The sequence below is a fragment of the Streptomyces europaeiscabiei genome (assembly GCF_001550375.1).
Taxonomy (GTDB): Bacteria; Actinomycetota; Actinomycetes; order Streptomycetales; family Streptomycetaceae; genus Streptomyces; species Streptomyces europaeiscabiei.
This window is the reverse complement of record NZ_LRTR01000617.1, coordinates 1-20944: the sequence shown is the minus strand read 5'-3', so window position 1 is coordinate 20944 and position 20944 is coordinate 1. Positions and strand designations below refer to the sequence as shown.

Sequence of the window (20944 nt, the reverse complement as noted above, 5' to 3'; positions counted from 1 at the left end):
CCGGGCTCCGCGCCCTCCGGCAACCCGTTCGCCATACACATGTGCCACTCTGTTGCGCGCAACAACACGCAAGTGGAGGGGAGTACGGGTGGCCGCGCCAATGCAGCTGACTCGAATGCACCGCGTTCTCATCGGCGTGGTCGTGTTCGGCGCCGTCATCATCGCCGGGATCGGCTTCGCGGGTTCCTACGCGGCGGTCCGCGAGCTGGCCCTCCAGAAGGGCTTCGGGAACTTCAGCTACGTCTTCCCGATCGGCATCGACGCGGGTATCTGTGTCCTGCTGGCCCTGGACCTCCTCCTCACCTGGATCCGCATCCCCTTCCCGCTGCTGCGTCAGACGGCGTGGCTGCTGACGGCGGCGACGATCGCGTTCAACGGCGCGGCGGCCTGGCCGGACCCGCTGGGCGTCGGCATGCACTCGGTGATCCCGATCCTGTTCGTCGTCTCGGTCGAGGCGGCCCGGCACGCGGTCGGCCGTATCGCCGACATCACCGCCGACAAGCACATGGAGGGCGTCCGCCTCACCCGCTGGGTCCTCTCGCCCGTGCCCACGTTCCTCCTCTGGCGCCGCATGAAGCTCTGGGAGCTCCGCTCCTACGAGCAGGTCATCAAGCTGGAGCAGGAACGTCTCGTCTACCAGGCCCGCCTCCGCTCCCGCTTCGGCCGGGCCTGGCGCCGCAAGGCCCCGGTGGAGTCCCTGATGCCGCTGAGGCTGGCCCGTTACGGCGTCCCGCTGGCGGAGACGGCCCCGGCGGGCCTGGCTGCGGCGGGCATAGAGCCGGCGGTGCTGCCGCCGGTGGAGATCGCCCCGGCCGCGGGCCCTGCCCTCCCTGCCGCCGACGTGGCCGTGGGCATTCGTGCCGCCGGGGCGGCACGGGTGGGCGCAGCGGCACCTCCCGGCGAGCAGCGCCCCCAGTTGGAGAGCACCACCCCCACCCAGCAGCAGCCGGAACACGCCGAGTACCGGGAGCAGGCCCCGCGGGCCGAGGCCCCCGCCCCGGACGAAAGCCCCTGGCTCCACGCCCGCCACCCCCTGGAGGTCCCCTACCAGGGCGGCTACGACCCCTCGTTCAATCCCGAGGAACAGTACGAGGAGTGGTACGAGGAGCAGGACCCGGAGCAGTACCAGCAGTACCAGCAGTTCGAGCCGGACCCGAGGGACCCTCGCTACCGGCAGCAACAGTTCGAGGCTCCCGAGCCCCAGGCCAAGGAAACCTCCTCGGAGGAGACCGGCAGTTTCCCCATCCCGGCCGGTCCGGGCCGCACCCGTGAGCTGGGTGAAGGCGGCGGCACGCCCGAACCCGCCGCCCCGGACGAGGAGTCGTACTACCAGGTCTTCAAGCAGTCGATAGTCCCCGGCAGCGGCTACCCGACGCCCCGCGAGTTCGGCGACAACATCGAGATGACCTACGGCGTCTCCGTCCTGGACGCCGAGGCGAAGCGCATGGTGCTGCGCTTCCAGAACCGCCACGCGGCGGAGCTGGAGGACGACCACATCGCGTGACGTGACCCGCGCATGTACGACGAGGGGGCGCCCGGTGTTCACCGGGCGCCCCCTCGTCGTCGCACGCGTCGGCCTACTCCCCGAGCAGGACCCGTACCCGCTCCTGTCCCACCGCGAGCAGCAGCGTGGGCAGTCGCGGGCCGGTGTCACGGCCCACGAGCAGGTGGTACAGCAGCGCGAAGAACGACCGTTGGGCGGTCTTGATCTCCGCCGGCAGCTCCTTCGGCGTGGCGTCCGCCGAGAACCCGGCCTGCACCTTGGGCACGCCGTAGACGAGATGCGTGAGCCCGTCGAGCGACCAGTGCTCGGCGAGGCCGTCCAGGAGCAGCCGCAGCGACTGCCGGGACGACTCGTCGAGCGACTTCAGCAGTTCGGCGTCGGCCTCCTCGCGCACGATGGTCCGCTGCTCGGCGGGGACCTGCGTGTTGATCCACGCCTCGGCCTTGTCGAGCCGCGGCCGGACCTCGTCGAGGGCGGACAGCGGGTCGGTGGGGTCGAGTTCGCTGAGGATGCGCAGGGTCTGGACCTCGGCGCCCGCGGTGATGTCGGCGACGGACGCGAGGGTCCGGTACGACATCGGGCGGGGGGTGCGGGGCAGCTCACCGGCGGCGGTCCGCACCGCGCGCGAGTGGGCGGCCACGTCGGCCGGCAGGGCCGACCCGTCCACGACCTTGGCGTCGAGCTTGTCCCACTCGTCGTAGAGCCGCTGGATCTCCTGGTCGAAGGCGATCTTGAACGACTGGTTGGGCCGGCGGCGGGCGTAGAGCCAGCGCAGGAGCTGCGGCTCCATGATCTTCAGCGCGTCGGCGGGCGTCGGCACGCCGCCCTTGGACGACGACATCTTGGCCATGCCGGAGATACCGACGAAGGCGTACATCGGCCCGATGGGCTGCTCGCCGCCGAAGATCCCGACGATCTGCCCGCCGACCTGGAAGGAGGAGCCCGGAGACGAGTGGTCGACCCCGCTCGGCTCGAAGACGACGCCCTCGTACGCCCACCGCATCGGCCAGTCGACCTTCCAGACGAGCTTGCCGCGGTTGAACTCGTTCAGCGCGACGGTCTCGGAGAAGCCGCAGGCGGTGCAGGTGTAGGTCAGCTCGGTGGTGTCGTCGTCGTAGGCGCTGACGGCGGTGAGGTCCTTGCCGCACTGCCCGCAGTAGGGCTTGTACGGGAAGTACCCGGCGGTGCCGGAACTGCCGTCGTCCTCAGCGGCGGCGCCGGAGCCCTCCGCGGCCTCCAGCTCGGCCTCGTCCACCGGCTTCTGCGACTGCTTCTTCGCCGGACCCTTCTTGGTGCGGTACTGGTCGAGGATCGCGTCGATGTCCCCGCGGTGCTTCATCGCGTGCAGGATCTGCTCGCGGTACACGCCGGACGTGTACTGCGCGGTCTGGCTGATCCCGTCGAACTCGACGCCCATCTCGGCGAGCGCGCCGGTCATCGCCGCCTTGAAGTGCTCGGCCCAGTGGGGATGGGCGGAGCCCTGGGGGGCGGGCACGGAGGTGAGCGGCTTGCCGATGTGCTCGGCCCAGGAGCCGTCGACTCCGTCGACGCCGTTCGGGACCTTGCGGAAGCGGTCGTAGTCGTCCCAGGAGATCAGGTGCCGGACCTCGCGCCCGCGGCGGCGGATCTCGTCGGCGACGAGGTGCGGGGTCATGACCTCGCGGAGGTTGCCGAGGTGGATCGGGCCGGACGGGGAGAGCCCGGACGCGACGACGACCGGTTTGCCCGGGGCCCGACGCTCCGACTCCTCGATGACCTCATCCGCGAAACGGGAGACCCAGTCGGTGGTCTCGGTGCTCTGAGCCACGATCGGCACGTCCTCTTTTTCCTGAAGGTTCCATGGCCGCCCGGTACGTTCCCCGGCCGACGGCCCTATTCTCCCAGCCTTTCACTCCGCGGGTCGAACCGGGCGCCCAATAACTCGGCGGTGCGGCTGCGTCGGCGGCTGCAGGTCTGAAGACGAGGGGCCGCGGGCCTGAGAAACACGGGGCGCAGCCCCTGCTCTTCAGGGGCTGCGGGGAACTGCGCGACCAGCCCCCACGGACCCGCACCCGCCGACGCACCCCCGACCCCCGACCCCCGAGGCGCCCCTCACCCGACCACCGCACCAGAAAAACCCGTTTACCCCCCGTGGGATACTGAGCACATCCACCCGTACCCCAAGGAGAACGGCTCCCCTGATGGCTTCGGTCACGTCCCTCACCGCCTCCGTCCACCAGCGCCTCGCGACCGCCCTCACGGCAGCCCTGCCGGAGGCCGACGCGGACCCGCTGCTGCGACGCAGCGACCGGGCGGACTACCAGGCGAACGGGATCCTCGCCCTCGCGAAGAAGGCGAAGGCGAACCCGAGGGAGCTGGCCGCGCAGGTCGTCGCCCAGGTGGAGTCCGGCGAGGTCATCAAGGAGATCGAGGTCTCCGGCCCCGGCTTCCTGAACATCACGCTCACCGACAGGGCGATCACCGAGAACCTCGCGGAGCGCTACGCGGACCCGGAGAACCGTCTCGGCGTGCCGCTCGCCGCGCACCCGGGTACGACGGTCATCGACTACGCCCAGCCGAACGTGGCGAAGGAGATGCACGTCGGCCACCTCCGCTCCGCCGTGATCGGTGACGCGGTCGTCCAGATCCTGGAGTTCACCGGCGAGAACGTGGTCCGCAGGCACCACATCGGCGACTGGGGCACCCAGTTCGGCATGCTCATCCAGTACCTGGACGAGCACCCGCACGAGCTGGACCACAAGGACGCCCGGGTGAGCGGCGAGGAGGCGATGTCGAACCTCGACCGCCTCTACAAGGCCGCCCGGAAGCTGTTCGACTCCGACGAGGAGTTCAAGACGCGGGCCCGCCGCCGGGTGGTCGACCTCCAGGCCGGTGACCCGCACACCCTCGCCACCTGGCAGAAGTTCGTCGACGAGTCGAAGATCTACTTCTTCTCCGTCTTCGAGAAGCTGGACATGGAGATCCGGGACGCGGACATCGTCGGCGAGTCGGGCTACAACGACATGCTGGACGAGACGTGCCGCCTCCTGGAGGAGTCGGGCGTCGCGGTCCGCTCGGAGGGCGCCCTCTGTGTCTTCTTCGACGACATCAAGGGCCCGGACGGCAACCCGGTCCCCCTGATCGTCAAGAAGTCGGACGGCGGCTACGGCTACGCGGCCACCGACCTCTCCGCGATCCGGGACCGCGTCTTCAACCTCAAGGCGAACTCCCTCCTGTACGTCGTCGACGCCCGCCAGTCCCTGCACTTCAAGATGGTCTTCGAGACCGCGCGCAGGGCGGGCTGGCTGAACGACGAGGACGTCAAGGCGTTCCAGCTCGCCTTCGGCACGGTGCTCGGCAAGGACGGCAAGCCGTTCAAGACCCGCGAGGGCGAGACGATCCGCCTGGTGGACCTACTGGACGAGGCGATCGACCGAGCCACGACCGTGGTCCGGGAGAAGGCCGAGAAGATGGGCCTGGCCGAGGAGGAGATCGTCGAGAACGGCCGGTACGTCGGCGTGGGCGCGGTGAAGTACGCCGACCTGTCGACCTCCGCCGTGCGCGACTACAAGTTCGACCTGGACCAGATGGTCTCGCTGAACGGCGACACCTCCGTGTACCTCCAGTACGCGTACGCCCGTATCCAGTCGATCCTCCGCAAGGCGGGCGAGGCCGCCGCCCCGACCGCGCACCCGGAGCTGGAACTGGCCCCGGCGGAGCGGGCGCTGGGCCTGCACCTGGACCAGTTCGGCGAGACGCTGGCCGAGGTCGCGGAGTCGTACGAGCCGCACAAGCTGGCCGCGTACCTCTTCAAGCTGGCGACCCTGCTGACCACGTTCTACGACCAGTGCCCGGTCCTGAAGGCCGAGACCCCGGCCAAGGTGGAGAACCGCCTGTTCCTGGTCGACCTGACGGCCCGCACCCTGCACCGGGGGATGGGACTGCTGGGCATCAGGACGCCCGACAAGCTCTGACCCGAACCGCCTGAACCGACCGGAGGGGCGGGGTTCGTGGGCACCGGAACACGCAACCCCGCTGTCAGTACCTCCCCTTACAGTCACCCCCATGGCGACACTTCCCAACCCGCTGCCCAAACTGGCCGCCGACCCGAGCGGACACACACTCGGGCTTGAACTCCCGCTTCCCCCCGGGCGGCTGATAGACGCGACGGACGACGGACCGTGGCACGAGCCGCTGCTGTGGTGCGCGGACGAACCGGCCGCACCCGGCGTCTGGACCACCGCGGAGCCCGCGCGGCGCACGGCGGGGCTCCTGCCGGTGCTGGTCGATGTCGGCGGCAGCCAAGGCGGGCCGCAGGAGTGGGAGTTGGCGCCGGGCGAGACCTCGTATCCCGGAGACCACGACGCCGAGGAGGTCCTGGCCGAGTTCTGGGAGGAGTGCGCGGCCCGGGAGGACGGCGAGTGGCCCGGCCTCGCCGCCACCCCTGCCTCCGAAGCGTCCGGCACCGACCCGGACGCCCTCGCCGCCGAGATCGTCGACGCCCTGGCGAGTGACCCCTCCCGGGTCAAGGAACCCCGCCTCGCCCTGGTACCCGCCCGGCGCAGCGCGGACATCCCGGCGGCCATCGGCTGGGCGGGCCCGATGAACCACGAGCGGGACGTGGCCCGTCTGAGCGCGGTCCTGCGCTCCTGGGAGGACCGCTTCGGCATACGCGTCGTGGCCCTGAACTTCGCCCAGTTGGTGGTCTCGGTGGCGGCGCCCCCCACCACCGGGGCCGAGGCGGAGGCGGTGGCCGCCGAGCACTTCGCGTTCTGCCCGGACAACGTGTCACAGGGCACGGCCGAAGGCTCCCTGCGCTCCTACGCCCGCACCCTCGTCGGCGAACACACCTGGTCCTTCTGGTGGGACTGACCGCAGCCGCGCGTCACCCCGCTCCCCCTGCCGCCCGCAGCCCCTTCCCCAACCTCCGCAGCCCCTCCCGGATCTCCTCCGGCGTCTGTGTCACGAAGCAGAGCCGCAGGGTCGACCGGTCCGGTTCACCGGCGTAGAAGGGGGCGCCGGGCACGTACGCCACGTCCTGCTCGACGACGCGCGGCAGGAGGGCGGTGGTGTCGTGGGAGGAGGGGAGGCGGGCCCAGAGGAACATGCCCCCCTCGGGGCGGTTCCAGGTGGAACCCTCGGGGAGGGCCTCGGCGAGGCCGTCGAGCATGGTGTCGCGGCGCTCCCGGTACGCGGCGGCGACGCGGACGACATGGGCGTCGAGGTCGCGGTCGGCGAGATAGCGGGCCGCTGCGAGCTGGTTGACGGTCGGGGTGTGCAGATCCGCCGCCTGCTTGGCGACCGCGCACGCCCGGCGCAGCTCCGCGGGCGCGCGCAGCCAGCCCAGCCGCATCCCGGGGGCCATGACCTTGGAGAAGGACCCCAGCAGCGCCGTACGGTCCTCGGCACCCGGGTACGTGGCGATCCACGGCACCCGGTCGCCCTCGAAGCGGAGTTCGCCGTACGGGTCGTCCTCGACGATCCACAGTCCGCGCCGGGCGGCGACGGAGGCGACGGCCGCCCGCCGCCCGGCGGGGAGCGTGCGCCCGGTCGGGTTCTGGAAGGTGGGCACCGTGTAGAAGAGCTTGGGCCGGTTCCGCACCACCAGTTCCTCCAGCGCCGCCGGGTCCACCCCGTGCTCGTCGCCGGGCACCGCCACCACCCGCGCCCCCGCGAACCGGAACGCCTGAAGTGCCGCCAGATAGCAGGGCTCCTCGACCAGGACGACGTCACCCGGCTCCAGCAACGCGGTGGCGAGCAGCGACAGCGCCTGCTGCGACCCGGTGGTGACGAGCACCCCGTCCGCGCCGGTCGGCAGCCCGCGCGCCCCGTACCGCGCGGCGAGCGCCGCCCGGAGCGCCGGCTCGCCCTCGGTCGTCGCGTACTGCAGGGCGCGCCCCGCGGACTCGGCGAGCACATCGCGGTAGGCGGCCGCTATCCCCTCCGCGTCGAACAGCTCAGGGGCGGGCAGTCCACCCGCGAAGTTGACGACCTCGGGGCGCGAGGTGACGGCGAGGATGTCCCGTACGGGGGAACCTCCGACCGCCGTGACCCGCTCGGCGAAGCCGGGCACGGCCGCCCCGCCGTCCGCCGGGGCCACGCTCCCCGAACCGCCCTCGCTCCCCACATGCGCGACAAACCCCACGTCATGCGCGGCACGCACAGCATCCATGGCACCCATCACACGGCTCCTTCGCCACTCCCGGACGGCACGGCCCCGCCCCTGCCCGCACCCTAGGCAGGTGCATGCCCCTTACATCCACCAATTCCGCGATGCGGACCGTGCTCCGCACCCCCTAGGCTGCGACCCATGCTGCCCAGCGTGGACACGAACGACGAGTTGCAAGAAGTCGTCGGTGACGAGGCACTGCTGCGACCGGCCGCCCAGGATCTCTGCGGTCAACTCGGTCTCGCAGGCGCGCGGATCGTACGCTTCCCCGAGGGCTCGCTGCCGGTGTACGCCGTCGGCGATGCCCTCGTCCTCAAGCTCTATCCGGGTTTCGAGGCGGCCCAAGCCGTCCGCGAGGCCCGCCTGCTGTCGATGCTGTGGGGCAAACTCCCCATCCCCACACCCAGGTTGCACTCGGCCGACCAGTACAAGAGCGGCTGGCGTTATGTGTTGATGTCCCGTCTGCCCGGCGAGGACCTCAACGAGGCCTGGCCCCGGATCCCCCGGCCCGACCAGGAACGTGTCGTCGTCGAGGCCGCCGAGAGCCTCGCCGCCCTGCACGCCCTGGACGCCACCCCGGTCATCCCCCTCACCGGGCCGCCAGACTGGGGCAGGTTCATCGCCACGCAGCGCGCGACAGCGGTCGAACAGCAGCAGATCGGCGGCCTCTCGGGCCCCTGGCTGGAACAGATCCCGGACTTCCTCCGCTCCGTGCCCCTGCCCGCCCCACGCCGCCCGGTCCTCCTGCACACCGAGTTCATGCGCGAGCACCTCACCGTCGACCCGCACGACGGCTGGCGCCTCACCGGCCTCTTCGACTTCGAGCCGGCCATGGTCGGCGACCCCGCCTACGACTTCGTCAGCGTCGGCCTCTTCCTCACCCGAGCCGACCCCACCCTGCTGAAACTCTTCTACGAGGCATACGGCCACCCTCCGTTCGACCCCCGCGAACTGATGGCCTACACCCTCCTCCACGTGTACAGCGACCTGAACTGGTACCTGCGCAGCCTGCCGGCTCCGCCCAGCCAGACCCTGGACGCATTGGCGGAGACCTGGTTCGGAACCGGGGGGTGAAGGGGAGAGGGGGGTGAAGGGGGGCAGCCCCCTTCACCGGCGCGGGGAAACCGCGCGTCCAGCCGCCGCTCACCCACACCCGACCACCAACCTCCATCCCTTACACCCTGATCAGCCCTTACGCCCCATCGCCGCATACACGTTGATGTCCGCGTCGGTCACGTCGTTGATGTCCCGATACCGAACCTTCTCGATGTCGTCCATCCCGGCCAGCGCATGCGACTCCAACGCCTCGGGCACCGGCGCACCGTCCTCGAACCGCCAGTGATGCGCCGGCACCACCCCGGGCTCGTCCACCACCAGGCCACTCTGCTCGAAGAAGCGCGCGACCTCGTCCCTGGACCGCAGCACGAAGGTGAACCCCCGCTTGGTGTAGGTCTCCTGGACCGCACGGATCTTCGCCGGATTGAGGTCCTCGGTCAGATGGCTGAGGACCAGCCGGCTCCCGGCGGGCAGCGCGTCCACCAGCTCCCGCACGACGGGGTACGCCAGGTCGTCCTCCACGAAGTGCAGAAGCGCCACCAGGCACAGCGCGATCGGCCGGTCGAAGTCGAGTGTCCTCGCGGCGGCTTCGAGGATCTGAGCCGGCGACTTGAAGTCGGCGTCGATGTAGTCCGTGACGCCCTCGGGCCCGCTCGTGAGCAACGCGCGCGCGTGGGCGAGCACCACCGGGTCGTTGTCGACGTACACGACCCGGGAGTCGGGGACGATCTCCTGGGCGATCTGGTGGACGTTCTCGGCGGTCGGCAGCCCCGTGCCGATGTCGAGGAACTGGCGGATGCCCTCGTCCTTGGTGAGTGTGGTCACCGCGCGGCGCATGAAGTCCCGGTTGTGCCGGACATCGAGGTAGCCGCGCGGATTGGCCGCCAGTGCGGCGCCGGCGGCCTCCCGGTCCACGGGGTAGTTGTCCTTGCCGCCGAGGAAGACGTCGTAGACGCGCGCCGGGTGCGCCTTGGTGGTGTCGATCCTCTTCCGCAGCTCGGCGGGGTCCTGGCTGAGCGCGTCACCGGCCATAAGGCTCTCCCTGGAGAGTCGAGTCATTGAAATGACCAACAACCTAACGCTCCACGGGAGTTGCCACGTCAGAGATGGGCCGGATACGCCTTCGGGTCGGGGCCGTACCGGTTCGCGTCCCGCTGGCCCTCGGTGGCCATGAAGATGATCGTGACGATGGTGCCGACACAGGGAACGATCCCGATGAGGACCCACCAGCCGCTGCGACCGATGTCGTGCAGCCGCCGGACGCTGACCGCCAGCGACGGCAGGAAGACGGCGGCGACGAAGACGAGTTCGGGCACCTCCGTGTCCATGACCAGGCCGAGGACCACGAGCCCGAGATAGATGAGCGAGGCGATCAGCGTGAACATCCAGTACTCCTGGCGGCGCGCCCGCCCGCTGAAGACCACGTACTTCCTGAGCACCTCGACGAACCAGTTCATGATGTTCCCCCGAAAAACGGCATGCGCCCGCCCCGAGGATCAGGGCAGGCGCAGAACCTATGCCGATTGACGAGAACTCGTCAATCAGTTGCCGCTCTCCTCGCTCTCACCCAGCGTCGTCCCCTCCTGGACCCACTTCGGGCCACCGAGCGGATACTCGTACGCCGGACGCCCGTTGTTGCCGCTCGTGCGGAACGGCAGGCCGTTGTCGTTCACGATCAGCGTGCCGCCGCGGGAGCCGCTGGTCCACTTCAGCTCCAGGTACCAACGGACGTAGTACGCCGACGCGTCGGCGGTGATGTAGTACACCTCCGGGTCGGACTCGCTGACGGAGTACGGGAAGTTCCTGCTGCCCGCCTTGGGCTGCACATCGGGTCGCGCGGCGTCGAGGGCGATCGTGAAGGACCGGGTCGGGACGCCGGCCCCGCAGCCGACGCCGGGATAGCCCATGGCGAAGTCGTTCCAGGCGAGAGGCGACTGCTTGTCGACCATGCGGACCTTGAGGCTCCGTACGACCACCGTCTCCTCGCCGGTGCCCTGCACGGTGAGCGTCAGGAACTGCTGCCCCGACGAAACGGCCCCCTCCGACGACACCCAGGCCGCCGCGTCCTGCTCCAGCGGCGGCGGCCCCACCTTCGTCTGCGGCCGGTCGGCCAGATACCGCTGGGAGCAGGGGCTTTCCCAGGTGTACGGCTCGACCTTCACGGACAGCGGCGCCGGGAGGGAGGCGTCCTCGCCGCCCCCGCCCGCCCCGCCGGGGCTGGTCGGGGTGGCGATGGCAGAGGCCCCGGCCCCCTTCTCTCCCTTGCCCTTCTCTCCCTTGCCCTTGTCAGCCGACTCGCTCGCGGAGACGGAAGGCGAGGCACTGGACGGCGCGGATGAGCCCTGGTCGCCCCTCTCCTCCCCCGCAGCCTCCTCCTCCCCCAGGGACACGTCCCCGGCCCACCGTGCGCCGGCCCCGTCCTCGTCCCCGCTGGACGGCAGACTCACGGCGAGCGTGACCGCACCGAGCACGGCGGCCACGGCCAGCCCGGCGATGAGCGCGACCCGCGTACGCCGCCGAGCCGGCGCCCGCTCCCCCGCCCCACCGGAACCCCCGCCCCCGATCACCGTCTCAGGGACCGCGCTCTCCTCCGAGGCCGTACCCGACTCGATCAACGAATCCACGGCCGGCCCCTCCACAGCCATCGCGTCCGGAGCCCCCGCACCCGAGGCCGTCCCCCGCTCAAGGGCCTTACCCCGCCCAGTCGCCGCACCCGGCGCGGCTCCCTCCGCCGCCCCGACGGAGTCACCCCCCTTGCGCCGCCGCACCGCGTCCGCGAGCACCCACGTCCGGTGGAGCTCGACCAGCTCCTCCGGCGTCGCCTTGCAGAGACGGGCCAGCCGCTCGACGGGGGCGTAATCCGTCGGTACGGCGTCCCCGTTGCAGTACCGGTGAAGCGTCGACGTACTCATGTGGAGCCGCTTGGCGAGCACCCCGTAACTCAGCCCGGAGCTCTCCTTCAACTCCCGCAGCAGCTCGGCGAAATCAGCCCCCAGGCCGTTCGCGGTACCGCTCCCCGACACGTCTTCCTCCGTCTCCTCAGACCCCACGTCCCGTTCCACGTTCCAGGGAAGTGATGTTCTCGCAGGTCAAAGCCGGTGCGAGCATTCCAGCGTCCCTGATCTTCCCTTGATTGTGGCGGCCGGGACGGATCACCCCACAAGCTTTGGTCATCCAAGCACGCCGCTCCCGGCACACCGGTCGAGCGGTACGGCTTCGACCACTTGTTCTCAGCCTTCTCAACCAGCTTTGTCCGAAAGGGATTCGTCATGCGCACGTTCCGCACCGCCCGCTCCACCCGCCCCGCCCGTCTGCTCGCCGCGACCGGAGTCGCCCTCGCCGCCCTCGCCCTGACGGCGTGCGACAACGGCATGGGCACCAGGGACGAGGGTTCGGCGGGCGGCTCCACCTCGACCTCGCAAAACACCGGCACCTCGGGCACGACCACCGGCGCCGCCACCACCGGCGGCGCCACGACCGACCAGGCCTCCTCGAAGACGGGGACGGGAACCAGCACCAGCGGCGGCACGGGCACCAGCGGCGGCGGCAGCGACACCGCCAAGACCTCCCCGAACGGCGGGACCACGGACCCCTGGGACCCCGCCAACCGCGTCACCTGCAACGGCTCCAACACCACCGTCACCGCGAAGCCGGTGTCCCGCCCGATCAACCACATGCTGATCACCGTCAAGAACACCGGCTCGAAGGTCTGCGACCTCTACTACAACCCCACGGTCCGGTTCGGCGAGGCGCAGTCGGCACCGCGCGTGATGGAGGAGTCCAAGCCGCAGGCGGTCGTGACCCTGGCCCCCGGCGAGTCCGGCTACGCGGGCGTCCTCCTCTCGTCCGCCGACGGCAGCGGCGGCGAGGGCGTGACGGAGAAGAAGGTCGTCATCCACTTCCAGGGCCGCAAGCCCGGCAGCGACGCCGGCGCCCCCGCGTCCCCCGCACTCCCGGCCAAGGGCGTGTACGTCGACAACTCCGTCGCCGTCACCTACTGGCAGTCGACCGCGGCGGACGCCCTGGTGTACTGAGCCAGGACCGAACCGTGGGCGCACTCCACCGTACGTACTGGGCCCGAGGGGAACCTCAGCGCAGCATGCGAGCCGCCTCGACGGCCCAGTACGTGAGGATGTTCTGCGCACCCGCCCGCTTGATCCCCGTCAGCGTCTCCAGGATCGCCCGGTCCCGGTCGATCCACCCCTTCTCCGCGGCGGCCTCGACCATCGAGTACTCCCCGGAGATCTGGTACGCGACGACCGGCACGTCCACGGCGTCCGCGACCCGCGCGAGGATGTCCAGGTAGGGCCCGGCCGGCTTGACCATCACCATGTCGGCGCCCTCCTGCAGATCGAGAGCGAGCTCCCGCAGCGACTCCCGCGCATTGGCGGGGTCCTGCTGGTAGGTCTTCCGGTCCCCCTTCAGCGACGAGGCGACAGCCTCCCGGAAGGGCCCGTAGAACGCGGACGCGTACTTGGCGGTGTAAGCCAGAACAGCGACATCCTCGCGCCCGATCTGATCAAGAGCATCACGAACGACCCCGATCTGCCCGTCCATCATCCCGCTGGGCCCGACCACATGGGCACCGGCGTCGGCCTGGACCTGGGCCATCTCGGCGTACCGCTCAAGGGTCGCGTCGTTGTCGACCCGCCCCTGATCGTCAAGCACCCCACAGTGCCCGTGATCAGTCGTCTCATCCAGACAGAGATCGGACATCACGAGCAGCTCGTCCCCGACCTCGGCCCGCACATCGCGGATGGCGACCTGCAGGATCCCGTCCGGATCGGTCCCCGGCGTCCCGAGCGCGTCCTTCTTCTCGTCCTCCGGCACCCCGAACAGCATGATCCCGGAGACCCCGGCCTCGACGGCCTCCACGGCTGCCTTCTTCAGACTGTCCCGGGTGTGCTGCACGACCCCCGGCATCGCCGTGATCGGCACCGGCTCACTCACCCCCTCCCGCACGAAGGCGGGCAGGATGAAGTCCGCGGGATGCAGCCGCGTCTCGGCCACCATCCGCCGCATCACAGGCGTCGTACGAAGCCGGCGGGGCCGCGTACCGGGAAACGATCCGTACTTCGACATACACCTACGCTACGCCCGCCCCACCGCCCCCTTTGCCGACGGCCCGTCGGCCGAGAGGGCCGCAGGCTCATTCCTGCCGGAGGTGCCAGGAACCGTGTGGGCGACACACGGACCACCCGTACCCCCACACCACGAAACCCCCTGAGCCGGCAGGCGCTCAGGGGGTGAAAGGGGCACAGCCCCTCACGTGGTGGTCCGCTCAGGTCGTGCTCCGCCGCCGCCGGGCCCCCGGCCGCCGCTCACTCGGCCGGGTGGGGGCATCCCCCGCCTCCACCGCGGCCGCGCGCCGCCGCAGCCCGAAGTCGGCCAGCGCCTCGGCCAGCTTGTGGACGGACGGCTCGGGAGCCATCACGTCCACCCGGAGCCCGTGCTCCTCCGCGGTCTTCGCGGTGGCGGGACCGATACAGGCGATCACGGTCACGTTGTGCGGCTTCCCGGCGATCCCCACCAGATTCCGCACGGTGGAGGACGACGTGAAGAGAACGGCGTCGAATCCGCCCCCCTTGATCGCCTCCCGGGTCTCGGCCGGCGGCGGCGAGGCCCGCACGGTCCGGTACGCGGTGACGTCGTCGACCTCCCACCCGAGCTCGATCAGCCCGGCGACCAGTGTCTCCGTGGCGATGTCGGCCCGAGGCAGGAACACCCGGTCGATCGGGTCGAAGACCGGGTCGTAGGGCGGCCAGTCCTCCAGCAGCCCTGCGGCGCTCTGCTCCCCGCTCGGCACCAGGTCCGGCTTCACGCCGAAGGCGATGAGCGCCTTGGCGGTCTGCTCACCGACCGCCGCGACCTTGATCCCGGCGAAGGCGCGCGCGTCGAGCCCGTACTCCTCGAACTTCTCCCGCACGGCCTTGACGGCATTGACGCTCGTGAAGGCGATCCACTCGTAACGCCCCGTCACGAGCCCCTTCACCGCCCGCTCCATCTGTTGCGGCGTCCGCGGCGGTTCGACCGCGATCGTCGGCACCTCGTGCGGTACGGCCCCGTACGAGCGCAGTTGGTCGGAGAGCGAGGCGGCCTGCTCCTTCGTCCTCGGCACGAGGACCCGCCAGCCGAAGAGCGGCTTGTTCTCGAACCAGGACAGCTGGTCGCGCTGGGCCGCGGCGGAACGCTCACCGACCACGGCTATCACCGGCCGGCCCCCCTCCGGGGAGGGCAGCACCTTCGCCTGCTTCAGCGTCTGCGCGATCGTGCCGAGCGTCGCGGTCCAGGTCCGCTGCCGGGTCGTCGTACCGGCGACCGTCACGGTCATCGGCGTATCGGGCTTGCGGCCCGTCGCGACCAGCTCACCGGCGGCCGCGGCCACGGTCTCCAGCGTCGCCGAGACGACGACGGTCCCGTCCGACGCCCCGACCTCCGCCCAGCACCGGTCGGACGCCGTGCGCGCGTCGACGAACCGCACGTCCGCGCCCTGCGCGTCCCGCAGCGGCACACCGGCGTACGCGGGCACGCCCACGGCGGCGGCCACACCGGGCACCACCTCGAACGGCACGCCCGCGGCGGCGCACGCCAGCATCTCGTCGGTGGCGTACGTGTCGAGTCCGGGGTCCCCGGACACCGCACGCACGACCCGCTTGCCGCCCCGCGCAGCCTCCATGACAAGATGTGCCGCATCCCGCACAGCGGGTGCACCAACGGTTGTTGACGCGCCGTCAACAACCGTCAGCTGAGGCGTGCCTGTGCCCGAGAACGTATCCGCTGAAGTAGCCGCGGAAGAGGCAGAGGGCGCCGCAGTCAGAGCCGACGGCGGGCTCGAGTCGGTGTCCAGTAGGGCGACGCCGGCGCGGGCGTGCGTACGTACCACGTCGAGCACATCGTGCTCGGCGATGAGAACGTCCGCGTTCGCCAGCGCCTCGACGGCGCGCAGTGTCAGCAGTCCCGGATCCCCGGGTCCGGCACCGAGGAAGGTGACGTGACCGTGGTCCGGACCGGCGGGAAGGGTGGTGGGGCTCAATGTGCTCGCTCCCCCATCAGACCGGCCGCGCCCTTAGCGAGCATCTCGGCGGCGAGTTCACGGCCGAGCGCCATTGCTTGGTCGTACGTCTCGGGCACGGGACCGGTGGTGGACAGCTGCACCAGCGTCGAGCCGTCGGTCGTGCCGACGACGCCGCGCAGGCGCATCTCCTTGACAATCTGCCCGTCGGCCAGCAGGTCGGCGAACGCACCCACAGGTGCGCTGCAACCGGCCTCCAGGGCGGCGAGCAGGGACCGCTCGGCGGTCACGGCGACCCGAGTGTACGGGTCGTCGAGCCCGGCGAGCGCGGCGATCAGGTCCGCATTGTCTGCGGCGCATTCGATCGCCAGTGCCCCCTGGCCGGGGGCGGGCAAAACAGTGTCGACCGAGAGGAAGTCGGTCACTTCGTCGATCCGTCCGATGCGGCTCAGTCCGGCGGCGGCCAGGACGACGGCGTCCAGCTCACCCTTCCGCACGTATCCGATCCGCGTGTCGACGTTCCCGCGGATCGGCACCGTCTCGATCGTGAGCCCGTGGCTGCGCGCGTAGGCGTTCAGCTGGGACATCCGCCGCGGCGAACCGGTACCGACCCGGGCGCCCTCGGGGAGCTGCTCGAAGGTCAGTCCGTCCCGGGCGACCAGCACGTCCCGCGCGTCCGCGCGCACCGGCACCGCGGCCAGCGCCAGGTCGTCCGGGTACGCGGTCGGCAGGTCCTTGAGGGAGTGCACGGCGAAGTCGACCTCGCCCCGCAGCAGCGCCTCGCGCAGCGCGGCGACGAACACGCCCGTGCCGCCGATCTGCGCCAACTGCTCGCGGGAGACGTCGCCGTACGTCGTGATCTCCACGAGTTCGACGGACCGCCCGGTCAGCCGGCGGACCGTGTCCGCCACCTGCCCGGACTGGGCCACGGCGAGTTTGCTTCGCCTGGTCCCGAGCCTCAGGGCCCTGTCTTGCGGCTCACTCATGATCGCCCTCGGTTCTCGGCGTTCGCTTCGACGTACGTGTCGCCGGCTGCGTGCTGGTCGCTGTCCTCGGCCCGGGACACGGCGGCGACCGTCTCCTGGTCCAGGTCGAACAGGGTCCGCAGCGCGTCCGCGTACCCGGCGCCGCCGGGCTCGGCCGCGAGCTGCTTGACCCGTACGGTCGGCGCGTGCAGCAGCTTGTCGACGACGCGCCGCACGGTCTGGTTGATCTCGCCGCGGTGCTTGTCGTCGAGGCCCGGCAACCGGCCCTCCAGGCGCGCGATCTCGCTCGCGACGACATCGGCGGCCATGGCGCGCAGCGCCACGACGGTGGGTGTGATGTGCGCGGCGCGCTGAGCGGCGCCGAAGGCGGCCACCTCGTCCGAAACGATCCTCCGCACCAGGTCGACGTCCGAGGCCATGGGCGCGTCGGCGGAGACCTCGGAGAGCGACTCGATGTCGACCAGCCGAACCCCGGCCAGCCGGTGCGCGGCCGCGTCGATGTCCCGGGGCATCGCCAGGTCCAGCAGCGCCAGCACGGGCGCGGGCCGGGGCACCTCGACGACGGGCTCGGGCCGGCGCAGCTCGGTGATCCGCCCGGTGACGGCCACGGCCGCGACGAGCGCGGAGATCAGCTCGGCGTCGGCGGCGGGCGTACGCGGGGCATCGCGCTCCGGCGTGCGACGGCTCACGCGCCGGTCCACGGTCGCGTTGTCCACCCAGGCCGCGTGCTGCTCCAGCGTGGCCGCGTTCATCCCTGCCACCGCGGCCTCCCCGAGCACGGAGAAGCCACCGCCCTGCACGGCGGGCAGGTCGAGGGGACAGTCGTCGTCACTGCCGACGGAGGTCGGCGGCAGGACCGGCCGTGCGTCCGTACGAGTCTCCGCCTGCGTGGGGAACGCGCCCTCGGGCACCCGCCCCTCCACCGCCGCCGCGACCATCTCGGCGGTCAGGACCAGGCCCGTGGCGCCCGTGCAGGAGATGACGACATCGGCACATGTCAGCTCGGCCGGCACCGATTCCATCGGTACCGCGCGGGCCAGCACGTCCGCATCGCCCTGCTCGGCGAGACGTTGTCCGTACTGCTCTTCGAGCAGGTGCGCCAGCCGCTCGGCCCGGTCGAACGTCCGGTTGGCGATCACGATCTCGCCCACGCCCGCGCGCGCGAGGGTCGCGGCGGCCAGCGAGGACATGGACCCCGCGCCGATCACCACGGCCCGCTTGCCCCGGGCCCAGCTCTCGACGTCCGCGCCTGCGGTGAACTGCTCCAGGCCGAAGGTCACCAGCGACTGCCCGGCCCGGTCGATCCCGGTCTCGGAGTGCGCCCGCTTGCCGACCCTGAGGCCCTGCTGGAACAGGTCGTTCAGCAGCCGCCCGGCGCTGTGCAGCTCCTGCGCACGGGCCAGCGCGTCCTTGATCTGCCCGAGGATCTGCCCCTCGCCGACGACCATCGAGTCGAGCCCGCAGGCCACGGAGAACAGATGGTGGACGGCCCGGTCCTCGTAGTGCACGTACAGATACGGAGTGATCTCGTCGAGCCCCACCCCGCCGTGCTGGGCGAGCAGCGTGGACAGCTCGGCGACACCCGCGTGGAACTTGTCCACGTCCGCGTACAGCTCGATGCGGTTGCAGGTGGCGAGGACCGCGGCCTCGGAGGTCGGCTCGGCGGCGACCGTGTCCTGAAGCAACTTGGTCTGCGCGTCCAGGGAGAGCGCGGCCCGCTCCAGCACGCTCACCGGAGCGCTGCGGTGGCTCAGTCCGACGACCAGAAGACTCATGCCGGCATCACCGCGGGGACATCCCCGTCGGGCCCTTTCCCGGCCTCCTCGGAAGCCGACGCTGCGGCCCCGGCCTCGGCCGCGGCCTCCTCGCCGGCCTTGCGCTGCTCGTGGAACGCGAGGATCTGCAGCTCGATGGAGAGGTCCACCTTGCGGACGTCGACCCCGTCCGGAACGGAGAGGACGGTGGGCGCGAAGTTCAGGATCGACGTGATTCCGGCGGCGACCAGCCGGTCGCACACCTGCTGGGCGGCGCCGGCGGGAGTGGCGATCACACCGATCGACACGCCGTCCTCGTCGATGATCTTTTCCAGCTCGTCCGTGTGCTGCACCGGAATACCCGCGACCGGCTTTCCCGCCATGGCCGGATCGGCGTCTATCAACGCGGCCACCCGAAAGCCGCGGGACGCGAACCCGCCGTAATTGGCCAGCGCGGCGCCGAGATTACCGATACCGACGATCACGACCGGCCAGTCCTGGGTCAGCCCCAGCTCACGCGAGATCTGGTAGACGAGATACTCGACGTCGTAGCCCACACCCCGCGTCCCATAGGAACCCAGGTACGAGAAGTCCTTGCGCAGCTTCGCGGAGTTGACCCCCGCGGCGGCCGCGAGTTCCTCGGATGAAACGGTGGGTACCGAGCGCTCGGACAACGCGGTCAGGGCACGGAGGTAGAGCGGAAGCCTGGCGACGGTGGCCTCGGGAATCCCTCGGCTACGGGTCGCCGGTCGGTGAGATCGGCCAGTTGCCACGGTGCTCCTGCGGGTAGAGCGGGGCTGCGGGCGGTCATGCGTCCCCAGACCGCCCCGTCGACAGCAGGCTATGTCTTTGTGAACGCGTGCACAAAGATGGTGTCCGATTTGCCCGGCCAACGTGACCGGGGTCACGCACACTCGACGCACGCGTACGGAACCGGTGCACACGCACCTTCGTTCCTCACCGGACGCCTTGCACGACGGGGGCAAAACCGCACACTCTCCTCACGAATCCCGCCCCCGAGACCAACCAGCCCATCGATCCTAAGCGACTTTTTGGACCACTTGGACTGGTCGGTCAGGTCACATCATCGTCACCTCTGCGCGAGGGCTTTGCGAAGGCGTTCCTCATTCACCCTCCAGAAGGTGTGCTGGGCACCGTCCACCAGCACCACCGGAATCTGCTCCCAGTACTGGCGGTGGAGTTCCGCATCCTCGGTGATGTCCTTCTTCTCCCAGGGAACACCCAGCTCACCGCAGACCTTCCCGATCACCGCCTCCGCGTCCTCACACAGATGGCACCCGGGCTTTCCGATCAGTGTGACGAGCCGCTCACCGGAATTCTTCGGCGTCCGCCGGAACATGGCACTCATGCCGGCCATTGTCGCTCCGCACCGCAAGTCCACACCTCTTCCTCACCACGGAGCGCATGACCTGCCCTTTTCCTCACCGGTACCTCCCTGTTCCGCACCTGGACACGCCGCCCGCGCCGCTTCTCCGACGACACGGTCACGGAGAGTTCACAACCCGCAAACCTCTCGGCTCCGGAAGCACCGAACAGACTGGCTATGCTCACGACATGGCCGCTCTCGGATGGCTCACTCCCCGTAGGCGCTCCGCCACGGCTCGGAGCGTTTTGGCAGGCGAGGCCTCTGCGGAGGCAGCGCGCAAGTCCTCCCAGGAGTTGGAGGACGTCTCCCCCGCGCCCGACACCGCCGCCCAGGAACCGGTGTTCCCGGTCCTCGGTGACGACAGGGCCGCCGCGTTCTTCGACCTCGACAACACCGTCATGCAGGGCGCCTCGCTCTTCCACTTCGGCCGCGGCCTGTACAAACGGAAGTTCTTCGAGACCCGCGACCTCGCCCGATTCGCCTGGCAGCAGGCATGGTTCAGGCTGGCGGGATCCGAGGACCCCGAGCACATGCAGGACGCCCAGAACTCCGCGCTCTCCATCGTCCAGGGCCACCGCGTCGCCGAACTGACGATCATCGGCGAGGAGATCTACGACGAGTACATGGCCGAGCGCATCTGGCCCGGCACCCGCGCCCTGGCCCAGGCCCACCTCGACGCCGGCCAGAAGGTCTGGCTCGTCACGGCCGCGCCCGTGGAGATCGCCCAGGTGATCGCCCGCCGGCTCGGCCTGACCGGCGCCCTGGGCACGGTCGCCGAGTCCGTCGACGGGGTGTACACCGGCAAGCTGGTCGGCGAGCCGCTGCACGGCCCCGCGAAGGCCGAGGCCGTACGCGCCCTGGCCGCCGCGGAGGGCCTCGACCTCTCGCGCTGCGCCGCGTACAGCGACTCCCACAACGACATCCCGATGCTGTCGCTCGTGGGTCACCCGTACGCCATCAACCCCGACAGCAAACTCCGTAAGCACGCCCGGCACATGGACTGGCGTCTGCGGGACTACCGCACCGCCCGCAAGGCCGCCAAGGTCGGCCTCCCCGCGGCGGCGGGCGTGGGCGCGGTGGGCGGCGGCACGGCGGCC

Annotated in this window: 17 protein-coding genes; 6 read left to right on the top strand and 11 right to left on the bottom strand. The window is 70.7% G+C overall.

The window, feature by feature from the left end; translation table 11 throughout:
• Positions 1–115 precede the first annotated feature (115 nt).
• On the top strand, positions 116–1504 hold the full coding sequence (locus AWZ10_RS29955; protein WP_060892515.1) for a DUF2637 domain-containing protein: 1389 nt from the start codon (positions 116–118) through the stop codon (positions 1502–1504).
• 73 nt (positions 1505–1577) lie between these two features.
• Here AWZ10_RS29955 and lysS read toward each other — a convergent pair whose 3' ends face one another.
• A complete protein-coding gene (gene lysS / locus AWZ10_RS29950) occupies positions 1578–3320 on the bottom strand; it encodes a lysine--tRNA ligase (RefSeq protein WP_046710120.1) in 1743 nt (580 codons plus the stop codon).
• A 364-nt stretch (positions 3321–3684) separates the two neighbouring features.
• On the opposite strand from lysS, the gene argS reads away from it, so the two are divergent.
• Both argS and AWZ10_RS29940 read left to right on the top strand, forming a co-directional pair.
• Positions 3685–5457 (top strand): arginine--tRNA ligase, encoded by a 1773-nt coding sequence (gene argS / locus AWZ10_RS29945; RefSeq protein ID WP_060892514.1) that lies wholly within the window; start codon positions 3685–3687, stop codon positions 5455–5457.
• Between the two features lie 91 nt (positions 5458–5548).
• A complete protein-coding gene (locus AWZ10_RS29940; RefSeq protein WP_060892513.1) occupies positions 5549–6355 on the top strand; it encodes a DUF4253 domain-containing protein in 807 nt (268 codons plus the stop codon).
• A gap of 13 nt (positions 6356–6368) precedes the next feature.
• Here the strand turns inward: AWZ10_RS29940 and AWZ10_RS29935 are convergent, their stop codons facing one another.
• Positions 6369–7664, bottom strand: coding sequence for an aminotransferase-like domain-containing protein (locus AWZ10_RS29935; RefSeq protein WP_060892512.1), 1296 nt, complete (start codon positions 7662–7664; stop codon positions 6369–6371).
• A gap of 129 nt (positions 7665–7793) precedes the next feature.
• Here AWZ10_RS29935 and AWZ10_RS29930 point away from each other — a divergent pair, with 129 nt between their 5' ends.
• The gene (locus AWZ10_RS29930; protein WP_046710025.1) at positions 7794–8726 is read left to right on the top strand and encodes a phosphotransferase family protein; all 933 of its coding nucleotides are present in this window, start codon (positions 7794–7796) and stop codon (positions 8724–8726) included.
• Between the two features lie 111 nt (positions 8727–8837).
• On the opposite strand, the gene AWZ10_RS29925 is transcribed toward AWZ10_RS29930, so the two are convergent.
• From AWZ10_RS29925 to AWZ10_RS29915, 3 genes are all read right to left on the bottom strand, one after another.
• The gene (locus AWZ10_RS29925; RefSeq protein ID WP_060892511.1) at positions 8838–9740 is read right to left on the bottom strand and encodes an SAM-dependent methyltransferase; all 903 of its coding nucleotides are present in this window, start codon (positions 9738–9740) and stop codon (positions 8838–8840) included.
• Positions 9741–9808: 68 nt separating this feature from the next.
• Positions 9809–10165, bottom strand: coding sequence for a DUF805 domain-containing protein (locus AWZ10_RS29920; protein ID WP_046708638.1), 357 nt, complete (start codon positions 10163–10165; stop codon positions 9809–9811).
• An 84-nt stretch (positions 10166–10249) separates the two neighbouring features.
• Entirely contained in the window at positions 10250–11704 is a 1455-nt protein-coding gene (locus tag AWZ10_RS29915) for a helix-turn-helix domain-containing protein (protein ID WP_060892523.1), read from the bottom strand.
• Positions 11705–11977: 273 nt separating this feature from the next.
• Between AWZ10_RS29915 and AWZ10_RS29910 the strand changes: the two genes are divergently transcribed.
• Complete coding sequence (locus AWZ10_RS29910) at positions 11978–12742, top strand: DUF4232 domain-containing protein (RefSeq protein ID WP_046706009.1); 765 nt, start codon at positions 11978–11980, stop codon at positions 12740–12742.
• Between the two features lie 55 nt (positions 12743–12797).
• Here the strand turns inward: AWZ10_RS29910 and hemB are convergent, their stop codons facing one another.
• From hemB to AWZ10_RS29880, 6 genes are all read right to left on the bottom strand, one after another.
• Positions 12798–13790: a porphobilinogen synthase gene (gene hemB, locus AWZ10_RS29905; RefSeq protein ID WP_046706010.1), complete on the bottom strand. Its 993-nt coding sequence runs from the start codon at positions 13788–13790 to the stop codon at positions 12798–12800.
• A gap of 199 nt (positions 13791–13989) precedes the next feature.
• Positions 13990–15741, bottom strand: coding sequence for a bifunctional uroporphyrinogen-III C-methyltransferase/uroporphyrinogen-III synthase (locus AWZ10_RS29900; RefSeq protein WP_046706011.1), 1752 nt, complete (start codon positions 15739–15741; stop codon positions 13990–13992).
• Complete coding sequence (gene hemC / locus AWZ10_RS29895) at positions 15738–16706, bottom strand: hydroxymethylbilane synthase (protein WP_046706012.1); 969 nt, start codon at positions 16704–16706, stop codon at positions 15738–15740. The genes AWZ10_RS29900 and hemC overlap by 4 nt, the downstream gene beginning before the upstream one ends.
• Positions 16703–18481: a glutamyl-tRNA reductase gene (locus tag AWZ10_RS29890; protein WP_060892510.1), complete on the bottom strand. Its 1779-nt coding sequence runs from the start codon at positions 18479–18481 to the stop codon at positions 16703–16705. Before AWZ10_RS29890 ends, hemC begins: the two co-directional genes overlap by 4 nt.
• The gene (locus AWZ10_RS29885) at positions 18478–19233 is read right to left on the bottom strand and encodes a redox-sensing transcriptional repressor Rex (RefSeq protein WP_046706014.1); all 756 of its coding nucleotides are present in this window, start codon (positions 19231–19233) and stop codon (positions 18478–18480) included. Before AWZ10_RS29885 ends, AWZ10_RS29890 begins: the two co-directional genes overlap by 4 nt.
• Before the next feature lie 317 nt (positions 19234–19550).
• Positions 19551–19838: a glutaredoxin family protein gene (locus AWZ10_RS29880; RefSeq protein WP_046706015.1), complete on the bottom strand. Its 288-nt coding sequence runs from the start codon at positions 19836–19838 to the stop codon at positions 19551–19553.
• Between the two features lie 197 nt (positions 19839–20035).
• Here AWZ10_RS29880 and AWZ10_RS29875 point away from each other — a divergent pair.
• A partial coding sequence (locus tag AWZ10_RS29875; RefSeq protein ID WP_079104480.1) for an HAD family hydrolase occupies positions 20036–20944 on the top strand: 909 nt, incomplete at its 3' end.

Excerpts from the sequence above, each read along its gene's own strand:
- AWZ10_RS29955 (WP_060892515.1), top strand. The coding sequence starts at position 116 with ATGCACCGCGTTCTCATCGGCGTGGTCGTGTTCGGCGCCGTCATCATC.
- argS (WP_060892514.1), top strand. The coding sequence starts at position 3,685 with ATGGCTTCGGTCACGTCCCTCACCGCCTCCGTCCACCAGCGCCTCGCG.
- AWZ10_RS29940 (WP_060892513.1), top strand. The coding sequence starts at position 5,549 with ATGGCGACACTTCCCAACCCGCTGCCCAAACTGGCCGCCGACCCGAGC.
- AWZ10_RS29935 (WP_060892512.1), bottom strand. The coding sequence starts at position 7,664 with ATGGGTGCCATGGATGCTGTGCGTGCCGCGCATGACGTGGGGTTTGTC.
- AWZ10_RS29930 (WP_046710025.1), top strand. The coding sequence starts at position 7,794 with ATGCTGCCCAGCGTGGACACGAACGACGAGTTGCAAGAAGTCGTCGGT.
- AWZ10_RS29925 (WP_060892511.1), bottom strand. The coding sequence starts at position 9,740 with ATGGCCGGTGACGCGCTCAGCCAGGACCCCGCCGAGCTGCGGAAGAGG.
- AWZ10_RS29920 (WP_046708638.1), bottom strand. The coding sequence starts at position 10,165 with ATGAACTGGTTCGTCGAGGTGCTCAGGAAGTACGTGGTCTTCAGCGGG.
- AWZ10_RS29910 (WP_046706009.1), top strand. The coding sequence starts at position 11,978 with ATGCGCACGTTCCGCACCGCCCGCTCCACCCGCCCCGCCCGTCTGCTC.
- hemB (WP_046706010.1), bottom strand. The coding sequence starts at position 13,790 with ATGTCGAAGTACGGATCGTTTCCCGGTACGCGGCCCCGCCGGCTTCGT.
- hemC (WP_046706012.1), bottom strand. The coding sequence starts at position 16,706 with ATGAGTGAGCCGCAAGACAGGGCCCTGAGGCTCGGGACCAGGCGAAGC.
- AWZ10_RS29890 (WP_060892510.1), bottom strand. The coding sequence starts at position 18,481 with ATGAGTCTTCTGGTCGTCGGACTGAGCCACCGCAGCGCTCCGGTGAGC.
- AWZ10_RS29880 (WP_046706015.1), bottom strand. The coding sequence starts at position 19,838 with ATGGCCGGCATGAGTGCCATGTTCCGGCGGACGCCGAAGAATTCCGGT.